Genomic DNA, 18309 nt, shown 5'->3' with positions numbered 1-18309 from the left:
CGCGCCCCCGTACCCGTACCCGTACCCGTACCCGTACCTACGCGCGCCCGCGCCCCCGTCTCCGTCCGCGCCCGGACCGATCCACCGAACCGCCGGCGGGTCAGGGGTGTCGCACCGGGACGGCGGAGGCCGGAGCGAGGCCGGGCTTGCCCACCTGTATTCGCGCCCCCGGCGAGGGCGTGCCGTCGGTCCACGCGTAGACCTTCTTGCCGCGCACCGCGACCTGGTACTGGTAGGGCCCCCGGCATTCGGGCCGCTCCCCGGACCGGAGGTCGCCCGGCCACCAACGGGCCGTCAGATGCGGCCCGCCGGCCTTCTTCGGCGCGCTGACGGCGCACTGCGGGCCGTCGAGCGGGGTCTTGCCCAGGGTGAACCGGATCAGCCGGGCCTCGCCGGTGGTGCGCACCCGCACCCGGACGTCGGTGGCGTCCTTCGGTATCCAGCCCGGCAGTACGAACGCCATGTCACCGCGCGTGGGAGCGTCCGCGGCGGTGGCGAAGTGCCTGCCCTTCTCCTTGAGGAACCGGTCGTTGAGGGTGTCCGTGACCGGGTTGGGAGGAAGGTTCGGCAGGGCGAGCGCCGCGGTGGCAAGGGCTCCCACGGTGGCGGCGGCGATGACGAGCGGACGGCGGTTCATACCCACAAGTGTTCGCGATCGGGGCCGTTGGCGCGTCCCTCCGCAGTACGAACCGTGCCTCTGTCTGAAGTCGGATGCGCCGTCATACCTGAGAGCGGTGCGGACGGGCCGGCATAGAACCAGGGTCCCCCCGGCCCGCGTCCGGAGATCCGTGTATAGGAGCCGTGGGGGCCGGGGATAGGACCCGATCGGAAGGTGAACCCACCTGCCGCAACGGCCAGTTGGCCGGGCGGCGCAACGATCAGGACACCGCTGCACACCGCTCCGTACGGCTCCACACCGGCCCCACACCGGCTCCGCCACCCTGCTCGCCGGTCCCGCCCCCGTCCCCACCCGGAGGAATGCCATGCGTCTTCGTCTCGCTCCCCTGCTCGCCGCCGGAGCGGCCGCGGGTCTGCTCGCCGTCGCCACCCCCGCGTCGGCGGCCCCCGCGGACAAGCCGCAGGTGCTCAGCGGCTGGACGCAGACCAGCGCCGCCAGCTACAACTCCTGGGTCGCGGCGCGCGGGAACCAGTCCGGCTGGTCCTCGTACGGTTTCGACTGGTCCACCGACTACTGCTCGTCCTCGCCGGACAACCCCTTCGGCTTCCCGTTCCAGACGGCCTGTGCCCGCCACGACTTCGGCTACCGCAACTACAAGGCGGCGGGCGCCTTCCCCGCCAACAAGTCCCGCCTGGACGACGCCCTGTACGCGGACCTCAAGCGGGTGTGCTCGCAGTACTCGGGCGTCAAGAAGGGCTCCTGCGACAGCACGGCCTGGACCTACTACCAGGCGGTCAAGGCCTTCGGCGTCTCACCGCAGGACGCCCCGGCGGCCTGACCCACCCCGATCCCCGTCCCGCCCGCACCCCCGTCGGGCGGGACGGTTCCACTTACCCGCCCCGCCGCCGCCCGGTGATCCGGTCTCAGCCGCGCCACCAGCCGTCCAGCGGGGTGACCGGGACGGTCCGCTTGTGCCGGGTCGCGAGGTAGACCGACTCCACCTTCGCCGCCACCTCGGGCGTGACGTCGCAGCCCTCCAGGTAGTCGTCGATCTCGGCGTACGTCAGGCCCAGCGCCACCTCGTCGGGCAGCGCCGGCCGGTCGTCTTCCAGGTCGGCGGTCGGCACCTTCTCCCAGACGCTGGGGGGTGCGCCCAATTCCTGGAGCAGCGCGGCGCCTTGGCGCTTGCTCAGCCCGGTCAGCGGGGTGACGTCGACACCGCCGTCGCCGTACTTGGTGAAGAAGCCGGTCAGCGCCTCGGCCGCGTGGTCGGTGCCCACGACGATCAGGCCCAGCTGTCCGGCGATCGCGTACTGGATCACCATCCGCTCGCGGGCCTTGACGTTGCCGCGCACGAAGTCGCGCAGCCCGCTCCCGCTCCCGCTCCCGGTGCCATCGCCCTCGCCGTCGCCCAGCAGCTCCCGCAGGCCGGCCGCCGTCTCGGCGGAGACCGCGTCCGCGCTCGGCTTCACGTTCACCGCGACCGACCGGTCGGGGCCGATGAACTCCAGCGCGATCTGGGCGTCGTGCTCGTCGGCCTGTACGCCGTAGGGCAGCCGGACCGCGACGAAGGTGGCCTCGTGCCCCTCGGCGCGCAGCTCTTCGGCGGCGATCTGGCAGAGCCTGCCCGCCAGGCTGCTGTCCTGGCCGCCGCTGATGCCGAGCACGTAGCCCTTGGCGGGGGTGGACCTCAGGTAGTCCTTGAGGAAGTCGACCCGTCGCCGGATCTCGACCTTGGGCACGATGGTCGGCCGGGCGCCGAGTTCGCCGAGGATCTGCTCGCGTAGGTTCGCCATCCGCGTACTGTACCGGCGGCCGGAAGACGGCCCGGTGGCGGCCCGTGGACGGCCCGGTGGGCGGCCGGCGGCGGCCCAGTGGCGGGGCCGGCGAGGCCCCGGCCCTCTGCCCCGGGCCTCCGGCCCTCCCGGAGGAGGGGCCGGACCGGCCCGGCGCGAGCGCCCCCGGCAGGACTCGAACCTGCGGCCAAGCGCTTAGAAGGCGCCTGCTCTATCCACTGAGCTACGGGGGCCGGAAGGTGACCGTGTTGGCCTGGAGCCCCTTGGTGGGGGTGGGACTGCGGTCCGTGCCGGGTCAAGGATAGGGCTCCGGTCGCCTTGTCCCGGTTGCTTCACTCGCGTGCCACGATGTGGAGGTTCGGTGAAGCGGTCCCGATAATCGCAGGCAGGTGCGATTCTCGCATCGCTTTTGCGCCGCGGCGGCCTGGGTGTTGTGCACTCGTTATGCCTGCGTCCCACTCGTCCTCGGTGTCCAGGATGTCCTGGTGGAGTAGCGCTCGGCGCGCAGAGGGCGTATAAGCTTCAAAAATGGTCCCAAATTGGGCATTCTTCGCATGTGGTGACCTTGGATGTACGGCCTCAGCTGCTCGATGCCCTGTCCGCCCTGCGCGACCGGGTCGCGTCCGTGCGTCTGCCGCTGCCCCTGCCCGGCGCCCCGCGCGCCCGCCAGACCAGAGCCGAGCTGCTCGCGCAGCTCGACGACTACCTCGTACCCCGGCTGAAGGCGCCCGAGGCGCCGATGCTCGCCGTCGTCGGCGGGTCCACCGGGGCCGGTAAGTCCACCCTCGTCAACTCGCTCGTCGGGCGCCAGGTGAGTGAAGCCGGGGTACTGCGGCCGACGACGCGCACCCCCGTGCTCGTCTGCCATCCGGATGACCATCACTGGTTCGCCGGGATGCGCATCCTCCCCGACCTCATGCGCCTCTGGTCTCCCGAAAGCGACGACGAACTGCTTCCCCGGCCCAAGAAGGGCCTCCCGCGCGGACCGAACCAGCGCACCGCGACCCGCGAACTGCGGATCGAGACCGTATCCACCCTCCCGCGCGGGCTCGCCGTCCTCGACGCCCCCGACATCGACTCCCTCGTGGTCGAGAACCGGACGCTCGCCGCGCAGCTGATCTGCGCCGCCGACGTCTGGGTCATGGTCACCACCGCCTCGCGCTACGCCGATGCCGTCCCCTGGCACCTGCTGCGCACCGCCAAGCAGTACAACGCCACCTTGGCCATCGTCCTCGACCGGGTGCCGCACCAGGTGCTCGCCGAGGTCTCGCGCCAGTACGGGGCCCTGCTCACACGGGCCGGGCTGGGCGACGTACCGCGCTTCACCGTGCCCGAGCTGCCCGAGTCGGCCGGCGGGGGCGGCCTGCTGCCCGCCAGCGCCGTCGCGCCGCTGCTCGCCTGGCTCACCCACCACGTCCAGGACCCGGCCGCCCGGCAGTACGCCGTCGGGCGGACCGCGCTGGGAGCGCTCGACTCGCTGCGCCGCCGCATGCCCGAACTCGCCTCCGCCGTGGCCGCCCAGCACGCCGCCGCCGTACGGCTGACCTCGGCCGTCGAGGACGCCTACAAGCAGGAGGGCAAGCGGGTCCGCAACCGCCTCGACCGGGGCGCCGTGCTCGCCGGGGACGCGCTCACCCGGTGGCGCGGCTACCCCCTCGACACCAGCGCCGACGAACTCCTCGACTCCCTCGCGGAATCCCTCGCCGCCCTGCTCCAGTGCGCCGTGGCCGCCGCCGACGAACGGATCGCCGCCGCCTGGCGGCGCGAGCCGGCCGCCGGAGCCGTCGCCCTGCCCGCCCCCGACCGGGAGGCGGCGGAACGTATCGGCATGGCCGTCCGGCGGTGGCGGCGCGTGCTGGAGGAACTCGCCGAGGAAGAGGTCGCCCGGCTCGACAAGCAGCCCGCGCCCGACCCCGACGGCATCGCCGCCCTGCTCGTCGCCGCCCTCCTGGGCGGGAAGCGGGCCCGCCCCGCCGGGGAGAAGCTCGCCGAACGGATCGGCGTACAGGCCGCCGTACGCCTGCGCGACCGGGGCGGGGAGCTGGTCGCCGAACACCTCGACCAGGTGCTGCGCGCCGAACGGGACCGCAGGCTCGCCCCGCTGGAAGCACTCGAAGTGACCCCGGAACCGCAGGCCGAGCTGATCGCCGCGCTGTCCCTACTGCAGAAGGAGAGGTGACGCGGTGACCGCCCTGACCGACCGCGACCGCACCGACGACCGCTGGGACGACGGCTTCATCGCGCGTTCGCGCCACCGGGTCTCCCGCAAGGCCGCCCGCGCCTCCGGTGCCGCCTCCGCCGCCGGAACCGGCGGCGACGCGACCGACGGACGCGACGGCTCCGCTGCGGACGGGAACGCACCCGGCGGGCTCGCCGCCCTCGGCGCCGGCCTGCACGCGGACCAGGACCGCAACGCGGCGCTGGACGCGGCGCTGGACGCGGAGCTGGAAGCGGAGCTGGACGAGGAACGGCGCGCCGGCGACGAGGCGCTCGTCCGGGCCGTCTCCGGCGCCGGCAGCGACGGCGGCAAGGTCTCCGCGCCGCCGCTGAGCCCCGAGGCGCAGGCCCTGCGGATGCGCCTCGACGCCCTGCGCCAGCTCGTCGGACTGTCCCGGACCCGCCTCGACGGCACGTCCCTGGCCGAGGCCGGCCGGGTGCTGGACGAGGCGGCGGCGCGCCGGGGACTGTCCACCCAGCACACGGTCGTCGCCATCGCCGGAGCCACCGGAAGCGGCAAGTCCACGCTCTTCAATTCACTCGCCGGAGTGCAGATCTCCGAGACCGGGCTGCGCCGCCCGACCACCGCCGCGCCGATCGCGTGCAGCTGGTCGGACGGGGCGGCCGGGCTGCTGGACCGGCTGGAGATCCCCGGCCGGCTGCGCCGCAGGCCCCGCGAGACCCCCGAGGCCGAGGCCCTGCGCGGGATGGTCCTCGTCGACCTGCCCGACCTGGACTCGGCGCTCGGCGTGCACCGCGACCACGTGGACCGGGTCCTGGCGCTCGTCGACGCCGTGGTGTGGGTGGTGGACCCGGAGAAGTACGCGGACGCCGTTCTGCACGAGCGCTACCTGCGGCCGCTGGCCGGGCACGCCGAGGTGACGTTCGTGGTGCTGAACCAGGTGGACCGGCTGCCCGGGGAGGCCGCCGACCTCGTCCTGGACGACCTGCGCCGGCTCCTCGACGACGACGGCATCGCGCTCGGCGAACACGGGGAGCCGGGGGCCACCGTGCTCGGAGTGTCCGCCCTGACGGGTGAGGGCGTCGGGGAACTGCGCGAGCTCCTCGCACAGTTCACCCAGGAGAAGGGCGCCGCGACCCGGCGGATCTCCGCCGACGTCGACCGGGCCGCCGGCCGCCTGAGACACCTGTACGTGGCCGACGGACACGCCGGGCCCGAGATCGGCGAGGCGGCCCGCGCCGAGTTCGAGGACCGGCTCGCCGAGGCGGTGGGGGCGTACGCGGCCGGGCTCGCCGCCGAACGGGCCTGGCGGCGCAACGCCGGCAAGGCCTGCGGCACGCCCTGGCTGCGGCTGTGGCGCTGGTACGAGAACCGGCGCGCCCCGCGCACCCTGGCGGGCCTGGCCGCCCTCGCCGCGATCGGCCGCAACCCGGCGCTCTCGCCCGGGACTCCGCTCGAAAAGGAGGTGACCGCCCGCCAGCGGGTGGAGCAGGCCGTGCGGACGGTCGCCGACGAGGCGGTCATCGGGCTGCCCGATCCCTGGGCGCAGGCCGTGCGGGAGACCGCGGTGCGCGGGGCGGAGCGCCTCCCGGAAGCCCTGGACGAGCTGGCGGTGACGCTCGGCGCCGCCGTCGCGGTCCCGGCCGCCAAACCCCCTCGGCCCACCTGGTGGCCGGCCGCCGTGCTGGCACAGGCGGCGATGACCCTGGTGCAGATCTTCGGCGGGCTGTGGCTGGTCGGGCAGATCGTCGGGGTCCTGGAGCCGAAGCTGATGCCGCCGGTGCTGTTCATGGTGGCGGGCATCATCGGCGGCCCGCTCGTGGAGTGGGCCTGCTCGATCGCGGCCCGGGGCCCGGCGCGGCGCTACGGGCAGGACGCCGAACGCAAACTCCGGCAGGCCGCGGCCGGATGCGGGCGGGCCCGGGTGCTGGAGCCGGTGGCGGCGGAGCTGCTGCGCTACCGCGAGGTGCGCGAGCAGTACGCGACGGTCGCCGCAGGGGGGACGAAGTTGTCCACAACCCGCGAGTAATCCACAGGCCGGAGCGGGGACGGCGCGCCCGCGCCAGCATGTTTCGTACGCCGTGCGGAAGGTCCGGGCGGGTGCGGAACGTGGGGGAGGGCGGCCGGGATGAACGACACCCTGGTGACGCTGGTCGGGTACGTGGCGACGCAGATCGACTTCAAGGAGACGCAGACCGGGCCGTCCGCGCGGTTCCGCTTCGCGGTGACCCCGAGGTACTTCGACCGGCGCACCGACACCTGGACGGATGCCGCCACCAGCTTCTACACGGTCTGGGCGCGCCGGGTGCTGGCGGTCAACCTGGCCAGTTCCGTGGCGGTGGGGGAGCCGCTGGTGGTGCACGGACGGCTCCGGGTCCGGGAGGATCCGCCCGACGGGGACGGCGTCCGGTGGTTCTCCGCGGACATCGACGCGGTGGCCATCGGACACGACCTCAATCGCGGAACGGCGGCCTTCCGGCGGGTGGTCAAGACGGACACCCCGCTGATGGGGCCTCAAAATGCGGCGGTGGTCTGAGTGTTCGAGGCGGATAGGATTCCCCGGTACTCACGGGCACCTGGGTCTACGGCCCGAAGGGGAAGACTGTGTCGATTGCTGTTCCCGCGTCCTGCGCGTCGTCTGCGTCCTCTGCGTCCTCTGCGTCCTCTGCGTTCTCCGCATCCGCCACGCCCTGCGACGGCTCGGCGACGCCACGCGTCGGATCCGCCGCCCCGGTGGCCGCGACCGCTCCCCCGGCCGGGGCCGCCGCCCCGGCCGCAGGCAGACCGGCCCGGGCGTCCGCCGCGCCACCGGCCCCCGAAGCGCCCCGGGCCGTGGTTCCGCTTCCCGCCGCTCCCGCTGCCGCCGACCCTGGCCCGGGCGGTGTCGCGGGTGATGTCGTCGGCGGTGTCCCGAGTGGCGTTGCCGCGAGTGGCGGGGGCGCGCTGCGGGGCTCCGTCCGGCGGGCCGCGGCCGTGGCCCTGCTCACCGCCGCCGCCCTCGCCAGCGGTCCGGGGGCGCGGGCCTCGGCGGATTCCGGCGACCCGGATACGGGCCGGTCCGCCGGGGGCGCGAGCGCCGTGCTGGACGGCCTGAAGACATACGGGCAGGCGGTCCTGCACACCCGGGACGGCGCCGTCCGGCAGATCCCGGCGGGCCTCTACGAGATGCGCGTCGACGGCGGAGGCATGCTCCAGACCTATGGAGTGGGCGTCGCGGGCTACGCGCAGCCGCAGGCCCGGTACACCGAGAGCGGCTGGAACGGCAGCCTGCTCGCCGGGAACGCCGAGGCGGGCCGGATCCGCTGGGTGCTGGAGCACTCCTACCCCCAGCACAACGACCTGGCCGGGCTGGCGAAGCAGGCCGGGGCCGGGGCGCTGACCGTGGAGAGCGCGGCCGCCGGGACGCAGGTGGCCATCTGGCGACTGGCCGACGGGGCCCAGGTGGAGGCCGCCGACCCGGAGGCGGAGCGGCTGGCCGACTACCTCCTGCGGGAGGCGGCCCGGCTGCCGGAGCCGCCGGCCTCGCTGGACCTGGAGCCCGGCCGGGTGTCCGGGACGGTGACGGGTCCGGCCGGAAGCCGGCTCGGGCCGGTGACCGTGCGCACGGGGGCGCAGAGCGTGACGGTGACTCCGGACGCGGCGGCCGTGGCCATGGGGGTGCGGGTGGTGGACGCCGAGGGGCGGGCGGTCGGCTCCGCGGCCAACGGGACGCCGCTCTACTTCGAGGTACCGGCCGGCACCCCGGACGGGACGGCCTCGGTCATCGTCCAGGGCTCCACGAAGGTGCCCGTCGGGCGGGTCTTCACCAGCGGGATCCCGGCCGAGGCGCAGATCGTGGCTGGCTCTAGCGACGCCGCTGCCGCCGCCACCGCCACGGCGGTCTGGCCGCGGCCGGCGGCGGGGGCCGCGACGGGGACGGTGGGCACGCTGGCCGGGTCGGCCGAACTGCCGCCCGCCGACGCGGCGGCGTCGCAGTCGCCGGATTCCCCGGATGGGGAGCGGCTGGCCACCAGCGGCAGCTCGGCGGCCACGCCGGTGATCGCCTCGCTGGCGGTGGGGCTGGTCGTGCTGGGCGGCATGGTCGTCCTGCTGCTGCGCAAGCGTCCGTTGGAGGGAGAGGAGGAGGCGGTGGGGTCCGAGGGCGCCGAAGGCTGATTCCGCGGGCCGCTGCCGGGGTAAGCGCGAGGGATGGGTGATCAAGATCTGACCTGGCGGGGTGCGGTCGCGCGGTGGGACCGGCGGCTGTTCGACGAGGTGGCGCGGCGGCACTGGCCGGGAGCCGACCGGGTGCTGCCGAGACTCGGCCGGGCGGCGAACCACGGAGTGCTGTGGGGCGGGACCGCGCTGGCCATCGCCGCCCTCGGCTCGGCGCGGGGCCGCAAGGGCGCGCTGAGCGGGATGGCCTCGCTCGGGCTGGCCTCCGCGACCATCAACACGGTCGGGAAGTGGTCCGTGCGCCGGCCCCGGCCGCTGCTGGACGGGGTGCCGCTGGCGCGGCGGCCCGCCGTGGCGCCCTGGACGACCTCGTTCCCCTCCGGGCACTCCGCCTCGGCCTTCGCGTTCGCCGCGGGGCTGGCGTCGGAGTCCCCCGGCTGGGGGGCGCTGGTGGCGCCGGTCGCGGCGTCGGTGGCGTTCTCCCGTGTCTACACCGGAGTCCACTACCCCTCGGACGTCGCGGTGGGCGCCGCGTGGGGGGTGGCGGCGGGGATCGTCGTCCACCGGGCCGTGCGGGCCGTGCAGCGGGCGCGCGTGGTGCCGGGCGAGGAACGCCGGGCGAGCGGGGTGCCCGCGCTGCCGGACGGGGCCGGGCTGACGGTGGTGGTCAACTCCGGGTCGGGGACCGCCTCCGTGGTGGGGCTCGACGTACTGCGCAAGCGGCTGCCCGAGGCGGAGCTCGTGGAGTGCTCCGGGAGCGAGCTGGAGGCGGAGCTGGCCGCTGCCGCCGCCCGCGCCACGGTGCTCGGCGTGTGCGGGGGCGACGGTACGGTCAACGCCGCCGCCACCGCCGCGCTGCGGGCCGGAGTGCCGCTCGCGGTGTTCCCCGGGGGAACGCTGAACCACTTCGCGCTGGACCTCGGGCTCGCCGGGGTGGAGGACACCTGCCGGGCGGTCGCCTCGGGCGAGGCGGTCCGGGTCGCGGTGGGCCGCTTCACCCCGGCCCCGACCAGCCACCCCAACCGGCCGGCGCCCCCGCCCGCGGACCCGGACTCCGGTACGGATGCGGGGACGGGCTCCGGTTCGGATTCCGCCACGGGCTCCGCCACGGGCTCCGCCACGGGCTCCCTCGCCGGTTCCGGCTCCGGGACGGCGGCGGAGGCCGGGTACTTCCTGAACAACTTCAGCATCGGTGCCTACCCCGAGCTGCTGCGGCACCGGCTGAATTGGGCGCCCCGGATCGGCGGCGGCCCCGCCGCGGTGCTGGCGGCCTGGCGGGTGCTGCGCGCCGAGCGGCCCGTCCGCCTGACCCTGGCCGGCCGGCCCCGCAGCGCATGGCTCCTCTTCGCCGGGAACGGCACCTACCAGGGCACCGGCCCCACCCCCCGCCGCCGCGACCACCTCGGCGAGGGCTTGCTCGACCTGCGGGTCGTCCACGGCGGCGGCCGCCCCGGCTCCCGCCTGCTCGCCGCCGCCTTCGCCGGACCGCTGACCCGCTCCCCGGTGCACGTGGCCACCAAGGTGCGCAGCCTGCGGATCGGGGACATCCCGGAGGGCACGCCGCTCGCCTACGACGGGGAGTACGCGCACGCCCCGGCCGCGCTCGTCCTCGAAGGCCTCCCCGACGCCCTCACCGTCTACCGCCCGCTCTGATCCCCTCCGGGCCGGCCTTCCCCGCGCCGGCCTGCCCCGTCCGATGGCTCCCCGGAGCCCTCGGACGGGGCGGCCGGCGTTCCCGTGCCCGGCCCCACCCCGAGGTCGGCCCGCATCACGGCGCGCGTGCGCTGCCAGGTGTCGCCCAGCTCCAGGAGCACCGCCTGGATCTCCTCGAACCCCCGCCCGGGCGCCGGCGTCCCCCGCTCCAGCCGCACCGTCCAGGAATAGGCCTTCGACAGGGCCGAGGTCAGACCGTCCAGCTCCGTCATCACCGCGTCGGAGGCGATCATCTGGGCCTCGGCGAAGGAGGAGTGCAGCGCGTGCCGGGCCTCCTCCAGGGCCGCCCTGCCCTCCGGGGTGACGTCGTCCCGGTGCACGGCCCACAGGTGGTTCATCAGCTCGACCCGGTAACGGCGGTACGCGGCATTGGCGCTCACGTAGCAATCGCGCCGCTTGTCCCGCTCGGCGATCTGCTGGTCCCGCTCCCACTGGGCCCGCGCCAGCCGCTCCTGCCGCTCGAACTGGCCGGCCTGCACCCGGGCCGTGATCCGCTGCGAGAGGACCGGCGCGAGCAGGGTGCCCGCCACCGCCACCACCGCGCTGGCGAGCGCCAGCAGTGCGTTCTCCACTTCCCCGTCCCCCTGTGCCCGACCCGCTTTGACGGCCCCCCGCACCCCCGGCCGCCGCCCAGGATGTCAGCCCCGCCCCCACCCCGAGCAGCGCTTTTACCCATCCGTTGGCCGTCCGGCGGCCGCCCCGCCCCACCCCGCGCCCCGGTCCGCGGGCGGGAACGCGTTTCCGCCTGGGGATGGACGTACGGCAAGATGGGGTGTATCTGCCCACCATCGATCTGCCGGACGGTTTCTCTTGGCTGAGTTCATCTACACCATGCGCAAGACGCGCAAGGCGCACGGCGACAAGGTGATTCTTGACGACGTCTTCCTGAACTTCCTGCCCGGCGCGAAGATCGGTGTGGTCGGCCCCAACGGCGCCGGCAAGTCCACCGTTCTGAAGATCATGGCGGGCATCGAGCACCCCTCCAACGGTGAGGCGTACCTGTCGCCGGGTTACTCCGTCGGCATCCTCATGCAGGAGCCCAAGCTCGACGAGTCCAAGACCGTCCTGGAGAACGTCGAGGACGGCGTCGCCGAGATCAAGGGCAAGCTCGACCGGTTCAACGCGATCGCCGAGGAAATGGCGACGAACTACACCGACGAGCTGATGGCGGAGATGGGCAAGCTCCAGGACGACCTGGACCACGCCAACGCGTGGGACCTCGACGCCCAGCTGGAGCAGGCCATGGACGCGCTGGGCTGCCCGCCCGGCGACTGGCCCGTCACCAACCTCTCCGGTGGTGAGAAGCGCCGCGTCGCCCTCTGCAAGCTGCTGCTCGAGGCCCCCGACCTGCTGCTCCTCGACGAGCCCACCAACCACCTCGACGCCGAGTCCGTGAATTGGCTGGAGCAGCACCTCGCCCAGTACAAGGGCGCCGTCGTGGCCGTCACCCACGACCGGTACTTCCTCGACAACGTCGCCGAGTGGATCCTCGAACTCGACCGCGGCCGCGCCCACCCCTACGAGGGCAACTACTCCACCTACCTGGAGAAGAAGGCCGAGCGCCTCAAGGTCGAGGGCAAGAAGGACGAGAAGCGCGCCAAGCGCCTCAAGGAAGAGCTGGAGTGGGTCCGCTCCAACGCCAAGGGCCGCCAGGCGAAGTCCAAGGCCCGTCTCGCTCGCTACGAGGAGATGGCGGCCGAGGCCGACAAGATGCGCAAGCTCGACTTCGAGGAGATCCAGATCCCGCCGGGCCCGCGTCTGGGTTCGATCGTGGTCGAGGTCAACAACCTCTCCAAGGCGTTCGGTGACAAGGTCCTCATCGACGACCTGTCCTTCACCCTGCCGCGCAACGGCATCGTCGGCATCATCGGTCCCAACGGCGCCGGCAAGACCACGCTGTTCAAGATGATCCAGGGCCTGGAGACGCCGGACTCCGGCGAGATCAAGGTCGGCGAGACCGTCAAGATCTCGTACGTGGACCAGGGCCGCGCCAACATCGACCCCAAGAAGAGCCTCTGGGCGGTCGTGTCGGACGAGCTGGACTACATCAACGTCGGCAACGTCGAGATGCCGTCCCGCGCGTACGTCAGCGCCTTCGGCTTCAAGGGTCCGGACCAGCAGAAGGCCGCCGGTGTGCTCTCCGGCGGTGAGCGCAACCGCCTGAACCTCGCGCTCACCCTCAAGCAGGGCGGCAACCTGCTGCTCCTCGACGAACCCACCAACGACCTCGACGTCGAAACCCTGGGCTCGCTCGAGAACGCGCTGCTGGAGTTCCCCGGTGCGGCCGTGGTCGTCTCCCACGACCGCTGGTTCCTGGACCGGGTCGCCACGCACATCCTGGCGTACGAGGGCGAATCCAAGTGGTTCTGGTTCGAGGGCAACTTCGAGTCGTACGAGAAGAACAAGGTCGAGCGGCTCGGCCCGGACGCCACGCGCCCGCACCGCGCCACCTACAAGAAGCTCACCCGAGGCTAGGCCGAGACCATGGCCAGACATCACTACCGGTGCCCCCTCCGCTGGGCGGACATGGATGCCTTCGGGCACGTCAACAACGTGGTCTTCCTCCGCTACCTGGAGGAGGCGCGCATCGACTTCATGTTCCGCCTGGCGCCGGGGGAGGGCAGCGACTCCTTCACGGGCGGTTCCGTCGTGGCCCGTCACGAGATCGACTACAAGCTGCCCCTCGTGCACCGGCACGAGCCGGTCCTGATCGAGTCCTGGGTGACCCGGATAGGTGCCGCGTCCCTGACCATCCGCTACGAGGTCAAGGACGAGGCCACCGCGGACGCTCCCGAGACGGTCTACGTCCGGGCCGAAACGGTGGTCGTGCCCTACAACCTCGCCGAGGGCCGGCCCCGCCGCATCACGGCCGAGGAGCGGCACTTCCTGGAGCAGTACCTCGACACGCCCGAAGCGGCCGAAGGGCGCCTCGCGGCATGAACGAGCAGTTGCACTTCGCCGACTCCGGGGAGGCGGCCGACCTCGCCGCCTTCCTGGGCCGGCTGGTGCACTACGACCGCGCAGCCGCCGTCCGCCTCCAGGCGCGGGCGGGCGGCGGCGCGCTGGCCGTCTTCGGACGGCCGCCGTCCTTCGACGTCCTGGCCGTCCGCACGGCACGGCTCCGGGCCCCGCTCGCGACGCCGCTGGACGTGACGGTCTCCGCCGGCGAGCTGCTGGAGGCCGTCGACGAGGGCGGCGCCGGGGTCCGCGTGCCCGGGCCCGTCACCGGTCCGCCCTGGGCCGGGGTGCTGCCGCCGCGCGGCGGCTGGCGGCCCGTGGCGGGGCTGCCCGCCCCCGAGGCGGTACGGGCGGCCGTGGCCGCGGCCGTCGCCGAGTTCCGGGCCCGTGACGAGGCGCTGCCCGCGCAGCACCGCACCCGCTCCGAGCGGGACCGCATCGGCCGCGAGATCTGGTCGCGCACGCTGGGCGACACCGAACTTCCGCTGCGGGCCGTGCACGCCGCGCAGTCCCTGGGCTTCCTGCGCCCGGTACGGTCCCCCGTCCCGGTGGGCGCCCCCGTCCCGGCCGGCGTCACCGGGGCCGGGCCCGGCCCCGCCGCCCCCGCTCCCGTGGCGCTGTTCGCCTCCGGCGGCTGGCTGCGGCTGAGCACCCCGTACGGATCCGTCGCCACCCGGCGCCCCGGCGGCGCGGCCGGACTCGGTGCCTTCCAGGTGCGGCCGGTCTGAGCCCCGGCCGGTCCCGGTCCGAGCCCCGGCCGGTCCGGGGTGCGGCTGGACGGCGGGTCCTAGGACCGGGGTCCTCCGTCCGGGCGTCTGAGACGATGGTCGGGTGAATGACGATCCCCAGAGCACGGTGCAGGAGATGACCTTCTACGAGCAGGTGGGCGGCGAGGAGACCTTCCGCCGTCTGGTCCACCGCTTCTACCAGGGGGTCGCCGGAGATCCGCTGCTGCGTCCGATGTACCCCGAGGAGGACCTCGGGCCCGCCGAGGAGCGGTTCACGCTGTTCCTGATCCAGTACTGGGGCGGCCCGACGACGTACAGCGACAACCGCGGCCACCCCCGCCTGCGGATGCGGCACGCGCCCTTCCAGGTGGACGCCGCCGCCCATGACGCCTGGCTGGCGCACATGCGGGTCGCGCTGGACGAGCTGGGCCTGGCGCCGGAGCACGAAGCACAGCTGTGGCGCTACCTGACCTACGCCGCCGCCTCCATGATCAACACGGCCTGACCGCCGGGTCCCGGGCACGCGCGGTCGCACCCCGGGGCTGCCCGCAGCACAGTGGAGTCATGGGCAAGGGCGGCAGGGGCGGCACGGGCGCTCACGCGTCAGGCACTCCACGCGATCCCCGCACTCCGGGCACCGCACCCGACGGGACCGCGGCGCCACGGGACCTGCGGGAGATCGCGCACGCCGCGCAGGTCCGCGAGCTCACCGCCGCCGGGGTGCTGGAGGACCCGCAGTGGCGGGCCGCCTTCGCGGCCGTCCCCCGGCACGTGTTCGTGCCGTACTTCTGGACCGGGCGCGGAGCCGGGCACGAGCGGCTCTGGGGCGAGGACCCCGACCCCGTCCGGCGGGCCCGCTGGCTGCGCGGCGTCTACACCGACGCCCCGCTCGCGACCCGGCTGCGCGACGGCGAGCTGGTCTCCTCCAGCAGTCAGCCCTCCCTGATGGCGAAGATGCTGGAGTGCCTGGAGGTGCGCGACGGGGACAACGTGCTGGAGATCGGCGCGGGCACCGGCTACAACGCGGCGCTGCTCTGCCACCGCCTCGGCGAGGACCTCGTCACCACCGTGGACCTGGACGAGGAGATCACCGAGTCGGCGCGGGCCCACCTGGCCCTGCTCGGCTACCGCCCGGCCGTGGTCACCGGGGACGGGGCGCGCGGCTGCCCCGCCCGCGCCCCCTTCGACCGGATCCTGGTGACCTGCACCCTGCCGCTGGTCCCGCACGCCTGGCTCGGCCAGTGCCGGCCGGGGGCACGGATCCTGGCCCCCCTGTCGACCGGGCTGATCGCGCTCACGGTCCGGGACGCCGATTTCGCGGAGGGCCGCTTCCTGCACACCTCCGCCTACTTCGTCCCGCTGCGCGGTGCCGGAGCCTCGGCGGTGCCCGCCGGGGCGACGGGGCTGCTGCACGGGGTCCCGTACGAGCTGGTGGAGAACGAGCGCTTCCAGTTCCTGCTGATCCTGACGGCGGGCGTGCTGCACGCCCGGGAGGCGCTGGACCTGTGGCGGCGCGAGGACCGGCCAGCGCGCGAGCGGTTCGGCGTCACCGTCACCGCCGAGGGGCAGTGGTCCTGGCTCGACGATCCCCAGGGGCCCTACGTGTGGCCCCTGGGGGAGCGGACGGCCTAGCCGAGGCGGACGGTGATGGTGGTCCAGGCCCCCACGTGGACCCGGTCGCCGTCGGCGAGCGGGACCGGGACGTAGGGCTGGATCGGCTCCTCGCCGCCGTTGATGGTGGTGCCGTTGGTGGAGTTCTGGTCCACCACGGCCCAGCTGCCGTCGGGCTGCTGCACCAGTACCGCGTGCTGGTGCGAGACGCCCGGGTCCTCCGGGGGCACCGACAGGTCGACGTCCGGGGACTCGCCCGTCGAGGCGCGGCGGCGGCCGATGGTGATCTGGCCGCCGGAGAGCGGAAGGTGCTGCTCCGGTGAGTACGCGGGCAGGTTGAGCGCGGCGGCCTCGGGGCCGCTGCGCTGCATCATCGCCATGAAGTACGAGCGGTCCGGGCCGATCGTCGCCGACCAGGAGGCGCTGCCGTGCTGGGGCGTCGGGGGCGTCGGGGGCGTCTGCGGCGTCTGGGGTGCCGGGGGCGCCTGCGGCGGGAAGGGCTCGTGCATCGGGGGCTGCTGCACCGGCTGCGGCTGCTGGTACTCGTGCTGCGGCGGAGGCTGCTGCTGGTAGTGCGGCTGCTGGTACTCCTGCTGGTACTCCTGCTGGTACTCCTGCTGCACGGGCTGCGGCTGCGCCGGCTGCGGCGGCTGCGGCGGCTGCGGATCGCGGGAGGGCGGCGGCAGCAGCCAGTCGTCCTCGCGCTGGAGCGGCTCGGCCGGGCGGTTGACCCGCGAGGGCCGTGATCCCTGGTACTCGAAGTGGTCCTGGGAGAACACCGGCTGCGGCGGAGCCGGCGGCGGCGGCAGCGGGGGAGCGCCCGCACCCGTACCCGTACCGGCGCCGGGGCCCGAGTCCGGGGCCGGCGCGTACGAGGAGGTCGCGCTGCGCGTCAGGAAGTTGTACCGGCACTCCTCGCAGAAGGGCGCCATCGCCTCGCGCGGGGTGCGGCACTGCGGGCACAGCTCGGCCTGGGCGGTCGGCTCACCGGTGGTGGGAGGGTAGCCGTAGCCGTAGGAGGGCGCCGCGGGGGCGCCCGTAGGGGCGGCGGCAGCCATGCGGTGGCCACAGACCTCGCACCAGTCGTCGGAGGCGGACTGGTGCCCGTTCGGGCAGGTCGGCATCGCGGCGCTTCCCCCTTCTCCCTGCGTCATGGCGTCAGGTTGGTCTCAGGTCTTCTTCACTCGGACGGTCTGGGTGGAACGCGTTTCGAGGGTCATCTCGTCGGCATCGGTGACCTTCGCTTTCAGCCGCACAGTACCCGCGACCGCATCCACGACGTCCACCACCTTCGCCAGAAGTCTGGCAGTGTCGGCGTTCCCGGAGACGCTCGCCAGCTGTACCGCACGGCCCAGTTTGGCCGTGGCGCCGTCGACATCACCCAGTTTGCGGGCTTCCAGGCCCTGTTGGATAGCCTGCGCGAGCTCCGCCTGTCCCGTGTAGTGCGCCACCTGCGGGCTGATGGCGGTCGAGGCGGCCAGGTCGTCGGTCCACACGGCCCGCACCAGCCCCTGCGCGAGCGGCGGCCGCGGCTCACCGGCGGGTCCGGGCAGCACGAGCGAGGCCCGCGCCGCCAGCATCTCCTGGCCGACGGAGGCACCCGGCACCCGTACGCACACGTGGTACTCGCGGGACTCGTCGCCCCAGGAGCCGGTCGGGTAGTCGCCCGCCCGGGGGCCCGCCTCGCTGCGCCGGCCCGTGAGGTCGTGGAGGGCGGGGGAGACCTGCTTGACGTACTGGACCTCCGCCCCGACCGGGGTCCACAGCCGCAGCGCGACGTCCGCGACCTCCTTGCCCATGACGTTCTCCATCATGCGCGTGAAGTCCTCGGCGAGGTGGGCCGGATCGGCGACGATGTCGGCGGAACCGAGCAGCGCGCCCGCGATGCCGGTCACCTCCTTCACCTCCCAGTCGGTGCCCACCCCGCGGGCGTCGCAGGTGAAGCGGCCGGCGCAGGCGTCGAGGGTGGCGCGCAGCACGGCCGGCTCCTCGTGCTCGTTGCGGCCGTCGGTGAGCAGGATGCCGTGCCGGATCGCGGCGGACGAGCCGCGCAGCAGGCCGTCGGCGAGCCGCAGCCAGGTGCCGATGGCGGTGCCCCCGCCGGCGGTCAGGGCGCGCAGGGCCTCCTTGGCCTGCGCCCGGGTGGCCGGGCCGGCGGTGGCGAGGCGGCCCTGGCCGGGGTAGACCTCCTTCGCCACGTGGGTGCCGGCGACCACGGCGAAGGCGGTGCCGTCGCGCAGGGTGTCGATCGCGGCGGCGGTGGCCTCCCGGGCCCCGCGCATCTTGTCCGGCGGGTACTCCATGGAGCCGGAGCAGTCGACCATGATCACGACGGCCGCGTCCCGGCCGAGGGAACGGGTGGCGGCCGCCCCGCCGGTGGAGGTGACCGTCACGATGGCGTGCACGTCCCGCCCGCCCTCGGGAAGGAACTCGTTCTGGTACACCTCCACGCTGAAGCGCGGGGCGCTCGGCTTGGCGAAGTTCGCCATCTGCTGGACTCCTCGGAGCTGGCTGGCTGACTGGCTGGGCGGGCGGCTGGGCGGCCGGGCG

The 18309-nt window shown here is 74.1% G+C and carries 16 protein-coding genes and 1 tRNA gene; 11 read left to right on the top strand and 6 right to left on the bottom strand.

The window, feature by feature from the left end; genetic code table 11:
• Positions 1 to 100: 100 nt before the first annotated feature.
• A complete protein-coding gene (locus ACFYYT_RS09420; protein WP_351816519.1) occupies positions 101 to 637 on the bottom strand; it encodes a hypothetical protein in 537 nt (178 codons plus the stop codon).
• 346 nt (positions 638 to 983) lie between these two features.
• On the opposite strand from ACFYYT_RS09420, the gene ACFYYT_RS09415 reads away from it, so the two are divergent.
• Positions 984 to 1457 carry a phospholipase gene (locus tag ACFYYT_RS09415; protein ID WP_351816522.1) on the top strand — a complete coding sequence of 158 codons (474 nt, stop codon included), beginning with the start codon at positions 984 to 986 and terminating at the stop codon, positions 1455 to 1457.
• Between the two features lie 85 nt (positions 1458 to 1542).
• On the opposite strand, the gene nadE is transcribed toward ACFYYT_RS09415, so the two are convergent.
• Together nadE and ACFYYT_RS09405 are read right to left on the bottom strand one after the other, a co-directional pair.
• A complete protein-coding gene (gene nadE, locus ACFYYT_RS09410) occupies positions 1543 to 2415 on the bottom strand; it encodes an ammonia-dependent NAD(+) synthetase (RefSeq protein ID WP_351816525.1) in 873 nt (290 codons plus the stop codon).
• A 160-nt stretch (positions 2416 to 2575) separates the two neighbouring features.
• Positions 2576 to 2648 (bottom strand) — tRNA-Arg (locus tag ACFYYT_RS09405).
• A gap of 332 nt (positions 2649 to 2980) precedes the next feature.
• On the opposite strand from ACFYYT_RS09405, the gene ACFYYT_RS09400 reads away from it, so the two are divergent.
• The 5 genes from ACFYYT_RS09400 (at position 2981) to ACFYYT_RS09380 (ending at position 10402) form a co-directional block, all read left to right on the top strand.
• Entirely contained in the window at positions 2981 to 4594 is a 1614-nt protein-coding gene (locus tag ACFYYT_RS09400; RefSeq protein ID WP_351816776.1) for a dynamin family protein, read from the top strand.
• Positions 4595 to 4598: 4 nt separating this feature from the next.
• The gene (locus tag ACFYYT_RS09395) at positions 4599 to 6623 is read left to right on the top strand and encodes a YfjP family GTPase (RefSeq protein ID WP_351816528.1); all 2025 of its coding nucleotides are present in this window, start codon (positions 4599 to 4601) and stop codon (positions 6621 to 6623) included.
• A gap of 99 nt (positions 6624 to 6722) precedes the next feature.
• Complete coding sequence (locus ACFYYT_RS09390; RefSeq protein WP_351816531.1) at positions 6723 to 7130, top strand: single-stranded DNA-binding protein; 408 nt, start codon at positions 6723 to 6725, stop codon at positions 7128 to 7130.
• A gap of 437 nt (positions 7131 to 7567) precedes the next feature.
• Entirely contained in the window at positions 7568 to 8749 is a 1182-nt protein-coding gene (locus tag ACFYYT_RS09385; RefSeq protein WP_351816534.1) for a thioester domain-containing protein, read from the top strand.
• A 33-nt stretch (positions 8750 to 8782) separates the two neighbouring features.
• Positions 8783 to 10402, top strand: a complete 1620-nt coding sequence (locus tag ACFYYT_RS09380; protein WP_351816537.1) for a phosphatase PAP2 family protein — start codon at positions 8783 to 8785, stop codon at positions 10400 to 10402.
• On the opposite strand, the gene ACFYYT_RS09375 is transcribed toward ACFYYT_RS09380, so the two are convergent.
• The gene (locus tag ACFYYT_RS09375; protein ID WP_351816540.1) at positions 10387 to 11034 is read right to left on the bottom strand and encodes a hypothetical protein; all 648 of its coding nucleotides are present in this window, start codon (positions 11032 to 11034) and stop codon (positions 10387 to 10389) included. The two genes, ACFYYT_RS09380 and ACFYYT_RS09375, sit on opposite strands and share 16 nt — an antisense overlap.
• Positions 11035 to 11272: 238 nt before the next feature.
• Between ACFYYT_RS09375 and ettA the strand changes: the two genes are divergently transcribed.
• From ettA to ACFYYT_RS09350, 5 genes are all read left to right on the top strand, one after another.
• Positions 11273 to 12937, top strand: a complete 1665-nt coding sequence (gene ettA / locus ACFYYT_RS09370) for an energy-dependent translational throttle protein EttA (RefSeq protein WP_351816543.1) — start codon at positions 11273 to 11275, stop codon at positions 12935 to 12937.
• Between the two features lie 9 nt (positions 12938 to 12946).
• Positions 12947 to 13402 (top strand): thioesterase family protein, encoded by a 456-nt coding sequence (locus tag ACFYYT_RS09365; RefSeq protein ID WP_285536382.1) that lies wholly within the window; start codon positions 12947 to 12949, stop codon positions 13400 to 13402.
• A complete protein-coding gene (locus ACFYYT_RS09360) occupies positions 13399 to 14148 on the top strand; it encodes a hypothetical protein (RefSeq protein WP_351816547.1) in 750 nt (249 codons plus the stop codon). Before ACFYYT_RS09365 ends, ACFYYT_RS09360 begins: the two co-directional genes overlap by 4 nt.
• Before the next feature lie 136 nt (positions 14149 to 14284).
• Complete coding sequence (locus tag ACFYYT_RS09355) at positions 14285 to 14653, top strand: globin (protein WP_385323101.1); 369 nt, start codon at positions 14285 to 14287, stop codon at positions 14651 to 14653.
• Positions 14654 to 14712: 59 nt separating this feature from the next.
• Positions 14713 to 15780, top strand: a complete 1068-nt coding sequence (locus ACFYYT_RS09350) for a methyltransferase domain-containing protein (protein ID WP_351816553.1) — start codon at positions 14713 to 14715, stop codon at positions 15778 to 15780.
• On the opposite strand, the gene ACFYYT_RS09345 is transcribed toward ACFYYT_RS09350, so the two are convergent.
• Both ACFYYT_RS09345 and ACFYYT_RS09340 read right to left on the bottom strand, forming a co-directional pair.
• The gene (locus ACFYYT_RS09345; protein WP_351816779.1) at positions 15777 to 16883 is read right to left on the bottom strand and encodes an FHA domain-containing protein; all 1107 of its coding nucleotides are present in this window, start codon (positions 16881 to 16883) and stop codon (positions 15777 to 15779) included. The two genes, ACFYYT_RS09350 and ACFYYT_RS09345, sit on opposite strands and share 4 nt — an antisense overlap.
• A gap of 45 nt (positions 16884 to 16928) precedes the next feature.
• Positions 16929 to 18248: a VWA domain-containing protein gene (locus ACFYYT_RS09340; protein ID WP_351816555.1), complete on the bottom strand. Its 1320-nt coding sequence runs from the start codon at positions 18246 to 18248 to the stop codon at positions 16929 to 16931.
• Positions 18249 to 18309 lie beyond the last annotated feature (61 nt).

Source organism: Streptomyces sp. NPDC002032 (assembly GCF_042890765.1).
Taxonomy (GTDB): Bacteria; Actinomycetota; Actinomycetes; order Streptomycetales; family Streptomycetaceae; genus Streptomyces.
The sequence above is the reverse complement of the archived record's forward strand: the minus strand, read 5'-3'. Positions and strand labels throughout refer to the sequence as shown.

Coding starts and splice junctions, on each gene's coding strand:
- ACFYYT_RS09390 (WP_351816531.1), top strand. CDS start 6,723: ATGAACGACACCCTGGTGACGCTGGTCGGGTACGTGGCGACGCAGATC.
- ACFYYT_RS09355 (WP_385323101.1), top strand. CDS start 14,285: ATGACCTTCTACGAGCAGGTGGGCGGCGAGGAGACCTTCCGCCGTCTG.
- ACFYYT_RS09350 (WP_351816553.1), top strand. CDS start 14,713: ATGGGCAAGGGCGGCAGGGGCGGCACGGGCGCTCACGCGTCAGGCACT.
- ACFYYT_RS09360 (WP_351816547.1), top strand. CDS start 13,399: ATGAACGAGCAGTTGCACTTCGCCGACTCCGGGGAGGCGGCCGACCTC.
- ACFYYT_RS09420 (WP_351816519.1), bottom strand. CDS start 637: ATGAACCGCCGTCCGCTCGTCATCGCCGCCGCCACCGTGGGAGCCCTT.
- ACFYYT_RS09415 (WP_351816522.1), top strand. CDS start 984: ATGCGTCTTCGTCTCGCTCCCCTGCTCGCCGCCGGAGCGGCCGCGGGT.
- ACFYYT_RS09365 (WP_285536382.1), top strand. CDS start 12,947: ATGGCCAGACATCACTACCGGTGCCCCCTCCGCTGGGCGGACATGGAT.
- ACFYYT_RS09345 (WP_351816779.1), bottom strand. CDS start 16,883: ATGCCGACCTGCCCGAACGGGCACCAGTCCGCCTCCGACGACTGGTGC.
- nadE (WP_351816525.1), bottom strand. CDS start 2,415: ATGGCGAACCTACGCGAGCAGATCCTCGGCGAACTCGGCGCCCGGCCG.
- ACFYYT_RS09340 (WP_351816555.1), bottom strand. CDS start 18,248: ATGGCGAACTTCGCCAAGCCGAGCGCCCCGCGCTTCAGCGTGGAGGTG.
- ACFYYT_RS09380 (WP_351816537.1), top strand. CDS start 8,783: ATGGGTGATCAAGATCTGACCTGGCGGGGTGCGGTCGCGCGGTGGGAC.